Consider the following 13088-nt stretch of genomic DNA (forward strand, 5'->3'; position numbering starts at 1 on the left):
CTCCCACTCCCCCACTCTCCCACTCCCCCACTCTCCCACTCCCCCACTCTCCCACTCCCCCACTCCCCCACTTACCTATGGCTACTTCACCTACTAAAGCTCCTGAAAAATCTGGTCAAGTTACCCGCAAACCTTACCCCAATTACAAAGTCATCGTGCTGAACGATGACTACAACACCTTTCAGCACGTCGCCGACTGCTTGGTGAAGTATATCCCCGGTATGACGACCGATCGCGCTTGGGAACTCACTAATCAGATACACTATGAAGGTCAAGCCATTGTCTGGGTTGGCCCCCAAGAGCAAGCGGAACATTACCACCAACAACTGTTGCGGGCGGGACTGACTATGGCTCCCCTTGAGGAAGCATAAAAATGAGTAACCCCAGCAGTGGCCGCGTCGTTCTGAATCATTCTACCCATATTTCCGGTTTGATTCCCATTCTGGAACGGTTGACTAGGTATCCCGGTATTCAAACTATTACCCCAGCTGTGATTGGACGGGCAAGAGGTCACAGCCCCAAATTGCAATTAAAAGTGTCGGTGCCAATTCGCGGCGGTTTTAAATTAATAGCGCGGCATGGCAAAACCTTTCAAGAAGTTTTTATCATTACGAGATGCCAACAAAATGAATTAGAGGATGCGATCGCTAAATTGCTTAAAATCTAATCATCCAGCGATCGCACTAGCAGGTACGTTGTTGCGCTTTAGCTCAACAACATACCCATGATAATCGAACTAATTAACAACTTGAGTTAAGCTGCTACGCATCTAAAATGACCGTCAGTTTTTCTGAACTTCTTGTGGGATGGGCAGGAAAGCCCGTCTTTGTATTGGATTTAGATCTTAATACACAATAAAATCACAGGTTCTGGTTACCAGCCTAACCGATCGACCTACCTCTGCGTTAAAACAGAATTGCAGTCAGAGGTTAAATATAGCAACCGATGAAAGTCAGTTAGGAAGTTCTTAATTCCACCAAACATAAGATTCTAGACCCTTCTTCCCCTAGACCCTAGCTATATGTCTCCCATCAAGCGGCGTCAATTTTTGCAATTTGCCAGTTCTGCTTTAGCAACACTGGGTTTAAGCCAACTAGACATTGAGCAAAAGTCGCTTCGCTACGCCAGAGTTCTCGCTCAAAGCACACCGCGCAAACTCGCCTTATTGGTGGGAATAAATACATATTCCGATCAACCATTGCAGGGCTGCGTTACTGATGTGAGTTTACAGCAACAGCTGCTAATCAACCGCTTTGGTTTCAATTCCAAAGATATCCTTACAGTGACCGATCGCCAAGCCACCAGATCGAATATACTGACAGCCTTTGAAGAACACCTCATCAAACAAGCAAAGCCAGGAGATGTAGTAGTATTTCACTTCTCCGGTCATGGTTCCAGAGTAAAAGACCCCGATAAAGATACGCCCGACGGCCTCAACAGTACCTTTGTACCGGTAGATTACTCGCAAACTACCGAAAATAATGCCGTCCAGGATATCATGGGGCACACCCTGTTTCTGCTGATGAAGGCTGTTCAAACAGAAAATCTCACCGTTGTGCTAGATAGCTGTCACTCAGGAGGTGCCAAACGCGGTAACTTTCGAGTACGTTCCCGCGACGGCGGTTCCCAACTGCAAGCTATTTCAGATGAAAAAAATTACCAGCAGCAATGGTTATCTCGTTTGAACCTTTCGCTACAAGATTTCATCCAGCAACGCCGAACTGGTGTCGCCAAAGGAGTAGTAATTGCTTCCGCCAGACGCAATCAACTTGCCGCCGATGCACCATTCAGCGATTTTTATGCTGGCGTTTTTACTTATGTAATGACTCAATATCTTTGGCAACAAAGTGGGAATGAAACCGTCGCCAGCATTATTCCTAATGTTTCTCGCACTACTACCCAAATATCTGTTCAAGAACAAAAACCAGAATATGAAGTCAAGCCAGGAAGCGACAACGATCGCCGATCGGTTTATTTTATTGATAAACAAACGCCACCAGCAGAAGCGGCGATCGTCAAGGTAGAAGGCGATCGCGTGCAAATATGGTTGGGAGGACTCAATCCCCAAAGTCTCGCCGCTTTCGGACAAGGTGCAATTCTCGCGATCGTAGACCCCCAAAAGCGCCATCAAGGACAAGTTAAATTACAATCCCGCAACGGATTAGTCGGAGTGGGCAAACTGATGGGAACCGCACAACCCGGAACTCTCCTGCAAGAAAATGTACGCGGCATTCCCACGGATGTCACTTTACACATCGGTCTTGACTTATCTTTAGGCAATGACGCTGCGGCAGCAAAACAAGCCTTACAAGCCAATAAACGCATCGAAATTTTTCCTCTGCAACAGGCAGAAGTAAACTATATTTTTGGTCGGATCACCAATGCCTATCATCAGGAATTGCAGCAACGAAACGTAGCGGATATTCCGGCTATTGGCAGTCTGGGATTATTTTCTCCAGGACTAGATCTAATTCCCGGTTCGTTTGCTAAATCTGACGAAACCGTAACCGATGCAGTCAATCGTTTGCAGCCAAAGCTAAAATCGTTGCTGGCAGCTCGCATTATCAAACTAACCCTCAACACCAATTCATCGCGGCTGAATGCGATCGCTTCGATGAGTCAAGAGGGTCAAAATCAAATCCTTGCCAGCACCTTTCCCGTTCGCAGCATCGCTTCCACCGCTATTGCCCTAAATCGACCTCAACAAGGCGGGGGAACTCCACCTTTATCCTCCAATTCCCGCGAATTACCCCTGGGAACGTCGATTCAGTTTCGCATCGTCAACAACGAATCTCGCAACCTTTATCTCAGCGTACTGGCGATCGACTCTACTGGGGAGATGTCAATTTTGTTCCCGAATAATTGGACAGCGACAGACGATGTGATGCAGCTTAATGCCGGTCAGACACTACTTTTACCCGACCCCAGCAAAGATAATTTTACCTTTGTGACTCAAAAGCCAAAAGGAATAACAGAAGTTTTGATTATTGCCAGTACAACTCCCTTGCGAAAAGCTCTTTCTGCGTTACGGTCGATCGCATCGCAGGGACAACAGCAAAGAGGGCCATTTACTCCCAGCGAACCAACTGAAGTGATCGATCGTTTGCTGGATGACTTGGATGAAGGCACTCGCGGTAATCCCACTGCTGTTGCAGTCCAAAATCAGGGAATCAAAAGCATTGATACTTCGCAGATCGCGGCAATGTCGATTACATTTGAAATCATCTAAGTAGGTGGGTGTAAATAAACTGAACTCCGAGAAACCGGGTTTCTCAGAGAAACCGGGTTTCTAAGGGCCTGACAGTTTTGCATTCACCTCTGTGTAACAGCTTGTAAAAAACTTGATAAACAAACCACCCGGTCGTTCTATCTTGGATCAATCCGTATCTATAACGGCTTTCAAAATTTGATTGACTCTAATCCCAACAACACAAATCCATGATAGAAAAAATATTGCTTGCCGACTCTGGAACGGGTCATTCTCAAGAAATGCTCAAGGCGTTGATGGAAATTCCTTCCATCAAACCAGCTTCCGTCACTGTCTTGCACGTCGTGCCTCCCCAAGTCACATCCGATGACATGACTGCCAAGTGGGAAGAAGGAGGCAAAACTCTCGCCACTGCGATCGGTGCCTTACAATTAGATCCCAAAAATGTTACAGCCATGCTGCGACAGGGCGACCCCAAGACCATCGTTTGCCAAGTCGCCGATGAAATGGATGTTGATTTGATTATCATGGGTTCTCGCGGACTCAAGCGCCTGGAGTCCATCTTAGAAAACTCCGTCAGTCAATACGTTTTTCAGTTGTCCGCTCGCCCCATGTTGTTGGTCAAGGACGATATTTACGTCAAAAAAATCAACAAAATCATGGTAGCGATGGATGGCTCTGAATCCGCTAAAGCGACCTTGAAACTAGCACTCTCTCTCCTGCGCGATATCAAAGGCTCTCAGCTGATTCTTGTTCGCATCAACCCGAAAGTGGAAAGTAGCAGCCCTGAAACTAATCCTATTTTGGCACCGGCAGTAGCAGAGGCCAAAAAAATGGGCGTTGCCTATCGCTGCGTTATCAGCACCGGCAAGCCGGGAGAAGAAATTTGTCGGTTAGCCGAAGAGTTGGGCGTAGACTTGTTGATGCTGGGTTCTCCAGAGCGTCGTCCTTCGATCGCAAAAGGTCTGCCAGATTTAGACCGACTGTTGGGCACTTCTCTCTCAGACTACGTGCGGGTTTACGCCAACTGCCCAGTCTTGTTAGCTCGTACTGTTGGTTAAGTTATAGCAAAGTGCTGAGTGCTTCGGCTTTAGTGCTAAGTGCTTCGGCTTTAGTGCTAAGTGCTGAGTACAAACAAAGTCACCGCCATGCGTTGAAGCGTTTAATACTGTCCTAACCGCCAAGGCGATTGCTATAAAAGTATAACTACCTATCTGTAATAGTTTTGAGTTTTGAGTTAAATAAGTTTATTAATTCAAAACTCATAACTCACAACTCATAACTATTACAGACGGGGTTTTTTCTTAGCCCGGTATTGCTAACTTTTGTTACCGCTTTCACGAGTAACCGTTTGAATGTACAAAATTAGTAAAAACACGGTTGGCACAAACACGAACAGAATACTCGCAATGAACCCTAGCTCATTAACTTGCATAAACTTTAGCCTCTATGCGATCGAAAATCAACATCACTAGAATACCACCAGTGAGGAAAAAGGGGCAGAAAAGTCAAAAGTCAAAAGTCAAAACAAAAAAGCGGAGTAGCGGTCAGGGGCTAGTGCGTGGGGGCTAGACATGAAGCAAGGTTGCTCACCCAACTGCCTCTCTACTCCTCTGCTTCTCTTACCCCCTATCCCAGTCCCTTTTTTCTTTTGACTTTTGACTTTTTTAAGGCTTTGTCACGACGCTAACAGGGCCGTTTACCAGGGTTTGACAGGCAAGACGGTAATTTTCAGGCTTTTTCTTCAGTTTGCGATTTTCTACTTCGGTGCGGGGGGAAAGGTTTTCCATTCCAGCCGCAACTTCTACAATACAGGTGCCGCATTGACCGTAACCCCCACAATTCATCGCCTTTCCCATGAATGTATAGAGATCGATGCGATTTTCTAGCATTTTCTGTCTTAAATTCGCACCATCCGCTGCAATTACTTCGCTATTTTCCTTGACAAATTTGATGTTAGCCATTACTATTCCTTCTTCGCCAAACTCTTCGCGTTGGGAAGCTCTGATATTTAAGATCGTATCTTACTTTTTTTTAAGAAATATTACAAATTTTGTTACAGCACCAAAAAAACTTGCCTGAAGTGTTATAGCAACCGCTCTCGTCGGTTAGGACAGTATTAAATGCTCAAAGCAAGGCGGAGACTGTGTTTGTACTAAAGCACTCAGCACTTTGCTATAACGCACTCAGGCTGGAAACAGAGAGTAAACCATGCAGTTAGCGACTAACGGGGGGACTGCTGGTTAAAAGATTGCTGATAGACCGTTGAAGACTTGCCAGTGCGCGATTGTAGTCTATAATAGCCTGCACTCGGTTGCCTTCAGCCCGCGTCAGCTCGGTTTCAGCATCGATCACCTCAGTCTGGGTTCCCACACCGGCCCCAAAGCGCAAGCGTGCCAAACGCAAAGCTTCGGTTGCTTGTTCTAGAGCGGTAGTGGCAGTTTGAATATTTTCTAGATTCGACTGCAAGTTGTAATAAGATTGTTCTACCTGCAAACGGACTTGGTTGCGAGTGTTGGCAAACTGAGTTTCAGCGATCGCAATATCAGTTTCCCGCTGAGCAGCTCTAGATTGGGCCGCTCCCCCATCGAACAGATTCCACCGCAGCCTCGCTCCCACAGAATAGCCATCAGCCAGCCCAAGACCGTCGTTGAATGTATCTAACAAATTGTAATTGGCAAATAAACTTAGCTGAGGTTTTTGGGCTGCCAGTTCGGCGCGTCGTTGCTGTTGGCCGATGTTTCTTTGGGCTAACTGCTGTTGCAGTTCCGCACGGTTCTGAAAAGCCTGTATGATGCTTTGCTCTAGCGTTAGATCCCATAAACCCGCAATCTCCACAGGATCGGCAGCAGTCACATTAACAGACTGGGGCAGACTCAATAACTGAACGATAATGCGACGGTTGATTTGCTGCTGAGAGCGATTGCGAATCAAGTTCTGGTTTTCATTGGCTAGCTGCACCTGGGCACGCAAAGTATCAAATCGAGTTCCCAATCCAGCCGTCTCCAGTGCTTGTGCATCGCGCAAACTCTGCTGGGCATTCCTGACAGCCGCCCCAGAAATTCGCACTTGTTCATCAGCTTGTTGCAAATCGTAGTAAGCATTGGTGAGATCGAGACGAATTTGCTCGTTCAAACGCTCAACCTCTAACTGATTTATCCGTAGCTGTTCTTGGGCTGCTCGGATCAGAGCGGAGCGCCGTCCGGCGGTGTAGAGATCGTAATTCAATCCCAATGTCCCGTTGATGCTAAAACTACCTTGCTCCTCATCCTCAATTTGCGGATTCAACTGTCTGTTTCGCTCTAGACTAAGCTCACTGCCAGTCGATCGTCCACCAGCGGCATCAGCTTGCAAATCCACCGTAGGATACAAAGCCGCCTGCGCCTCTCGCAGCGCAGCAGTAGCGCGTTCCAGCTGAAGTAGAGCCACCTGGAGATCTCGATTGTTGCGCCGCGCTAATTCCACCACTTGTTGCAGTGTCAGAGGTTGAGTTACTTCAATGTCTACTTCCTCAATTCGGGTTGGAAATTGTAAAGGATTGGGATTGGGTTGAAGATAACTGGGGACTAAAGTTTCGGGTATGCGATTTTGCGCTACCGTGCTGGAGGCCCTTACTGCTTGAGACTGCAAGGAAGAAGAACTTCTTCTCACCTGACGTAGTAGTGAAGCAGCTTCGGTAGACACACCGACATCCAGAGGCGGTGACGCCTCTCGCGTTGGCGAGACATTCGCCGTCTGTTGTTCCTCTAGCTTTCTCATTCCCCCAAGCTTGCTCTCATTGCTTAAAGTATTTGTAGCTGAATGGTTCACCTCTGTATTTCCTGGGATAGAAGCAGGGGCATTGCTAGAGAGCGAGTTATTGCTCAGAGAATGATGGTCTAGATTAGCGGGTAACCGCCCAGAAGTTTTAACTTTTGGATCTATCTCACCATCCACTGCACGCTGCCCCGTTGGGGAAGAAACAGTGCCAAGGGCTCCCGGTTCGCTGCTAGATAAATGATGCTGAGTCTGAGTCAGCGTCGCGAACGCCGGTGAATCTTCTGCTGAACCCTTGCTAAGGGCGTATCCCGGCGTACTGCTACCAGCGATACATAAAACAAGCTCAGCTAATGCAGCACTCACACTCACAACCACAAGATGACGAAACATGGACATATATTTTTGAATAGTCTGCTGCCTTTCAGGCTGATGCTTTAACCAAACAACCGCTCATCAGCATACAAGTAAGAAGGGGCTAGGGGATAGAAAAGTCAAAAGTCAAAAGTCAAAAGTCAAAAAATAATTAATTACAACTGACAACTGACCACTGACAACTGACAACTGACCACTGACAACTGACAACTGACGACTGACAACTGACAACTGACCACTGACAACTGACAACTGACCACTGACCACTGACCCATTTTTTTTTTACTTTTGACTTTTCTATCCCCTAGCCCCTTCTGACCCTGCCCCCTTCTTTAACAGGCGAGCTTGAGCAGATGTGGCGATCGCATAAAAGACTGGCACCACATAAAGGCTCAAGAAGGTAGAAATTAGCATACCGCCTAATACGGTCATTCCCAAAGAAACCCGACTAGCAGCACCAGCGCCTGTAGCTATAGCCAGAGGAATCAAGCCAAAAATCGTAGAAAATGCCGTCATCAGGATCGGGCGAAACCGTACCAAACCAGCTTCAATAGCAGCTTTAGCGATCGGTAACCCCTCAGATCGCAATTGGTTGGCAAATTCCACAATCAAAATTGAGTTTTTGGTCACCAAACCGATCAGCATAATCAGACCAATTTGGCTGTAGACATTTAAATCCAAACCCCTCAGCAACAGAGCCCCAAAAGCCCCCAACAGCGACAGGGGAACTGCCATAAGAATAATTAACGGGTCGATATAACTCTCAAACTGGGCAGCCAAAACTAGGAAAATAAAAGCCAAAGCCAGACCAAAAATATAAATGGTCGATTGACCGGCTTCCTTAAATTCCAGCGATTCACCCGACAAAGTTGTACGGATATCGGGAGGTAGCTGTTGCCGCGCCGCATTTTCCAGAGCATCTAGAGCCTGACCCAAACTCGATCCAGGCGCGGGAGAGCCGGAAATGGTCGCCGCCCGCGATCGATTAAAGTGATTAATTTGGGGTGGGGTAGTTGAAGGCGTCACCGTCACCAGATTAGTCAACGGTATCATTTGTCCTCGCAGAGAACGAACATAAAATTCGTTAATATTTTGAGGACTGGCGCGAAACTTATCGTCTGCCTGGACAACAACTTCATAGCGTCGGTTTTCTCGGTTAAAGCTGGTAATTTTCTGTCCGCCCAACAGGATTTGCAGGGTGCGGGAAATGTCTCGCACTGACACGCCTAAGTTAGCGGCTTGTTTTCGATCGAGCGTCAGAGTTAACTCTGGTTTGTCAAGTCTTAAATCGGTATCGACGTTCACCAGTTGGGGCAACTGTCGCGCTTTTTGAGCCAACTTATCTGCCTCTTGGGCTAACGTTTCCAAATTACTTCCTTGCAATACAAACTGCACGGGCTGACTAAACCCCCCGCCCGGTAACGCAGGTGGATTAATCGGAATTACCAACGCTTCAGTTATTTGCATAAACCGGCCAAACAACTGGCCGATGGTTGCTTGTTGCGACTGATTCGGCTGCTGGCGTTCCGACCACGGCTTGAGTCTGGCAAACACCAACCCTTGATTGACCTGCCCTACCCCAGCACCACCGCCAAAGGCACCAATGGCAAAGTAACTGCGGATTGTGGGAACCTGACTCAGGATATTTTCCACTTGCTGCATCACTTTATCCGTATAGTTGAGCGTAACTCCCTGCGGGCCTCGGAGAATAGTTAAAATAGCGCCTCGGTCCTCTGTGGGCAGAAATCCTACGGGCAGCTGTTGAAATAGCCAACCAGTTAATCCCAGCGACAGGAAAAACATCAGGATAATTACTGCTTTTAGGTTCATCAGACGCCTGAGTGACCAAGCATAAATATCCTGCGTCCGGTTGATTCCCCATTCGCAGAAGTTCAGGAACCAGAAGAAGGGAGCAAATAGCCAGGAGAATATGGGATATTTTTCGGTAATCTTCCTGGGATTGCCACTTCTCGACCCTCCTTCTTTTTCTGTGTCCGCAAAATGGGACCCATGGGTCCCATTTTTTCGATCGCCAGTTTCCCCCGCATCTTCTTTTCCCTTGAGCAGTCTTGCTGACATGGCGGGGGCAAGGGTCAGGGCTGCGATCGAGGAAAATACCACCGCCCCTGCGATCGTCAGAGCAAATTCATTGAACAGGCGACCTGTTGTACCAGCAGCAAAAGCTACTGGTACGAACACCGCAATCAACACAACAGTGGTAGCAATAACGGCAAACACCACCTCACTTGTGGCCGCAAAAGTGGCGGGAAAAGGAGCCATGCGCTTTTCTTCGATATAGCGCACGATATTTTCCAGCACTACGATCGTGTCATCCACCACCAAACCCGTTGACAGAGTGAGGGCAAATAAAGTCAGCGTGTTGATCGAAAATCCCATAAAGAACATCACGCCAAAAGCGCCGATGAGGGAAATGGGAATAGTCACGGTGGGAATTAAAGTGGCACGCCAATCCCGCAGGAATATGAAGATGACTAGGACGACGAGAGCGATCGATAAATAAAGACTTGTCCAAACTTCTTCAATAGCTAGTTCGACAAAAGCAGAACTATCATAAGCTTCCTCGTATTTCATCCCTTCAGGAAAGCTCCCGGACAGCTCGTGCATTTTTTCTTTGGCACCTTCTGCAACGTCAAGAGTATTGGCATTGGAGAGTTTCACCACCCCCAGCCCCACTGCCGGTTGCTGATTAAACCGCACGAAAGACCGATAGTTTTCCGCACCAATTTCAGCCCTTCCTATCTCTTTAAGAGTGACTTGTGTGCCATCCTCATTCCTTTTGATAACTAAGGCTTCGTAATCTGGCGGTGTCTGGAGTCTTCCCAGAGTGCGTACTGAATATTCAGATGTTTCTCCTTCGATAATCCCGCTGGGAATCTCGACGTTTTCCTGCCGCAGTGCTTGCTCCAGATCCAGAACGGTGAGGTTTCTGGCGGCCATTTTCTGGGGGTCTAGCCAAATTCGCATGGCATAGCGACGTTCGCCGCCGAGAATAACGCTGCTGACTCCCGGCACCGTCTCTAGGGCATCTACGATAAATTTGTCGGCATAGTCGCTCAACTCCAGAGTGGAGAATTTTTCGCCGTAGAGGGCAAACCAGATAATAGGTGAGGAATCGCCCGATTGCTTGCTTACTATAGGCGTTTCGCTATCATCTGGCAGGTTGCCGGTAACGCGGGCTACGCGATCGCGCACGTCTTGAGCCGCTGATTCCAAGTTGCGCCCCAGTTCAAACTGAACGGTAATGCCGCTGACAGACTCCCTACTCTCAGATGTGAGAGTTTTAATGCCTTCAACCCCGTTTACTTCCGCTTCTAAGATTTCGGTAATTTCTGTTTCAACGACTTGCGGGCTAGCACCTGGGTAGATGGTGGTAATACTAACCACAGGCGGGTCAATGCTGGGATACTCCTGCACTGGTAAGCGAGTGTAACCTACTATCCCCACCAGAATAATTAGTATGGAGCAAACAGAAGCAAAGACTGGTCGCTTGATGAAGAAGTGGGTAAACATTTCTATAAAGTCAAAAGTCAAAAGTCAAAAGTCAAAAGTCAAAAGTCAAAAGTCAAAAGTCAAAAGTCAAAAGTCAAAAGTCAAAAATCTCCCTTGTCCCCCTTGTCTCCCTTGTCCCCCTTGTCTCCCTTGTCCCCCTTGTCCCCCTTGTCTCCCTTGTCCCCCTTGTCCCCTGCTCCCCCGCTCCCCTGCTCCCCTGATTGGGGCGTAATAGGAGCGCCATTGGCTAGCTTTTGGGTGCCGGAAATGATGATTTGAGTTTCTGGTTGAAGTCCCTTAATTACTTCGGCTTTGTCTCCTTGAATCAAACCTAGTTCTATAGGCTGTAGTTTTGCCACCTGAGAACCCTGTCCCGGCTCAGCTACATAGACAAATCGATCCTGACCCTGGAAAATTACGGCGGTTGTAGGCACTACAACCGCGTTGGGGCGCGTACTCCAAACGATCTTGGCTCGCACAAATTGTCCATCTCGCAGTTGACCTTGAGAATTATCAAAAGTGGCTTTGGCGAGAATCGATTGAGAGTTGGGATCGATCTTGGAAGATAAAAAGCCGATTCGACCTGTGCTGGCGGTTTGGCCCTGGGCATCCAACAACTGCATTGGCAGTCCGGGGCGCAGTTGCGAAGCTCGTTCTACAGGAACTGACAGGTTTAAGTCTAAGGATTGGTTTTCGGTAATTGTCGTCAGGGAGTCTCCTTTTTTCAAGTAGTCCCCTAACTTGATCGGCACATCACCGACGGCACCAGCAAAGGGGGCGTTCACGCTAGTGTCTTCCACCTGTACTTGGGCCCCTCGCACTTGGGCTTGTGCTTGTGCAACTTGGGCTTCGGCTTGTGCAATCTCCTCCGGGCGTCTACCGTTTTCCAGTTGCTTTAAGGCTTGCCGTTCTTGCTCGACTGTAGCTTTTAGCCGATCGATCTCTTCCCTTCGCGTACCGTTCTGCAATTGGGCTAAAGCTTGTCGCGCTTCTGCTACAGATGCTTCTGCTTGGGTAATTTCCTGAGAACGAGTGCCGTTTTGGAGTTGCACCAGACGACGTTCGGCTTCTCGCAGATTGGCTTTGGCGCTACTGTCTCCTGTTACCACTTCATCTAGTCGGTCTTGGGAAATTGCGCCTTCTCGTCTTAATTGCTGATATCGATTCACCCGTTGGTTGGTCAGTTCAACCTCTGCTCTGGCTGCATCAACTCTAGCTTTAGCTTGGGCAATTTCTTCTGGACGAGTGCCTGCACGGGATAAAGCCAGACGAGCTTCGGCTTGAGCTAAACGAGATCTCGCCTGGGCAATTTCTTCTGGACGACTGCCTGAGAGCGCTTGTGCCAAAATAGCTTCGGCTTGGGCTAGGCGGGCTCTACCTTGGGCAATTTCCTCTGGGCGGCTACCGGCTTTTAGTTCTCTGAGGCGAGCTTGGGTCTGTTCTAAATTTGCTTTTGCTTGGTTGAGAGATGCTTGCGTTTGGTCACTTTCCATCCGAGCGATTATTTGCCCTTGTCGCAGCAAGTCTCCGGCTTTGACATAAAGTTGAACCACCCGACCCTCTGTTTTCGATCGCACCTCCACTGACCGTCGGGACTCCAAAGTACCAACAAATTCAGAGCTTTCTTCCACAGTAGTTATTTGTACGGGAGCAAGTTTAACGGGTATCCCCATCGGTTTAGCTGCTGCTGGCGGCGGGGCAGTCTGTGCATTTTTAGACTGCCACCACCGCCACCCGAAGGCTCCACCTACTACCAGGAGAATAAGTGCCAAAACAGTATATATACGGCCTGAATTTTTTGACCGAGGTTGGGATTGAGATGGTTGAATCAAATCATCCTCTACTCTATCTCGGAGATTTAGCTCTGATGGAACTTCCTCCTCAAGAAGAGAGGTTTTGGCTGACTTGCCATTAGTTGGTTCGGAAGATAGTTTGTTGTGCATAGTTTTTTTCAATTTCTCGTGATTGGCGATCGGTAATTCGTAATTTTTAATCATTTGTTGTTGACTTTTAGCAGTTATTACCTTCTGCGGTTCTGGCGGGGTGCGGTCTAATGTAGTTAGTTGGCAAAAAGAGTCTCCCTTGTCCTCCTTGTCCTCCTTGTCCTCCTTGTCCTCCTTGTCCTCCTTGTCCTCCTTGTCCTCCTTGTCCTCCTTGTCCTCCTTGTCCTCCTTGTCCTCCTTGTCCTCCTTGTCCTCCTTGTCCTCCTTGTCCTCCTTGTCCTCCTTGTCCTCCTTGT

The 13088-nt window shown here is 48.0% G+C and carries 10 protein-coding genes; 4 read left to right on the forward strand and 6 right to left on the reverse strand.

The annotated features are described in order from the left end of the window. Positions 1–77: 77 nt before the first annotated feature. From clpS to LAY57_RS32910, 4 genes are all read left to right on the forward strand, one after another. Positions 78–371, forward strand: a complete 294-nt coding sequence (clpS, locus tag LAY57_RS32895) for an ATP-dependent Clp protease adapter ClpS (RefSeq protein ID WP_249071409.1) — start codon at positions 78–80, stop codon at positions 369–371. Positions 372–373: 2 nt separating this feature from the next. Next, the gene (locus tag LAY57_RS32900; RefSeq protein WP_249071401.1) at positions 374–667 is read left to right on the forward strand and encodes a DUF2103 domain-containing protein; all 294 of its coding nucleotides are present in this window, start codon (positions 374–376) and stop codon (positions 665–667) included. Positions 668–1021: 354 nt separating this feature from the next. Then, a complete protein-coding gene (locus tag LAY57_RS32905; RefSeq protein ID WP_249071402.1) occupies positions 1022–3229 on the forward strand; it encodes a caspase family protein in 2208 nt (735 codons plus the stop codon). A gap of 209 nt (positions 3230–3438) precedes the next feature. Continuing rightward, the gene (locus LAY57_RS32910; RefSeq protein ID WP_249071403.1) at positions 3439–4269 is read left to right on the forward strand and encodes a universal stress protein; all 831 of its coding nucleotides are present in this window, start codon (positions 3439–3441) and stop codon (positions 4267–4269) included. A gap of 257 nt (positions 4270–4526) precedes the next feature. Here LAY57_RS32910 and psbM read toward each other — a convergent pair whose 3' ends face one another. The 6 genes from psbM to LAY57_RS32940 form a co-directional block, all read right to left on the reverse strand. Next, positions 4527–4643 (reverse strand): photosystem II reaction center protein PsbM, encoded by a 117-nt coding sequence (gene psbM, locus LAY57_RS32915; protein ID WP_249071404.1) that lies wholly within the window; start codon positions 4641–4643, stop codon positions 4527–4529. Positions 4644–4875: 232 nt separating this feature from the next. Further along, on the reverse strand, positions 4876–5172 hold the full coding sequence (locus LAY57_RS32920) for a 2Fe-2S iron-sulfur cluster-binding protein (protein ID WP_249071405.1): 297 nt from the start codon (positions 5170–5172) through the stop codon (positions 4876–4878). A gap of 253 nt (positions 5173–5425) precedes the next feature. Next, positions 5426–7357, reverse strand: coding sequence for a TolC family protein (locus LAY57_RS32925; RefSeq protein ID WP_249071406.1), 1932 nt, complete (start codon positions 7355–7357; stop codon positions 5426–5428). Positions 7358–7636: 279 nt separating this feature from the next. Then, on the reverse strand, positions 7637–10870 hold the full coding sequence (locus tag LAY57_RS32930) for an efflux RND transporter permease subunit (RefSeq protein ID WP_249071410.1): 3234 nt from the start codon (positions 10868–10870) through the stop codon (positions 7637–7639). An 80-nt stretch (positions 10871–10950) separates the two neighbouring features. Then, on the reverse strand, positions 10951–12846 hold the full coding sequence (locus tag LAY57_RS32935) for an efflux RND transporter periplasmic adaptor subunit (RefSeq protein WP_249071407.1): 1896 nt from the start codon (positions 12844–12846) through the stop codon (positions 10951–10953). A 13-nt stretch (positions 12847–12859) separates the two neighbouring features. Further along, positions 12860–13088 (reverse strand): hypothetical protein (locus LAY57_RS32940; protein ID WP_249071408.1); only part of this gene is annotated, 229 nt, incomplete at its 5' end.

The sequence above is a fragment of the Argonema antarcticum A004/B2 genome (assembly GCF_023333585.1).
Lineage (GTDB): Bacteria > Cyanobacteriota > Cyanobacteriia > Cyanobacteriales > Aerosakkonemataceae > Argonema > Argonema antarcticum.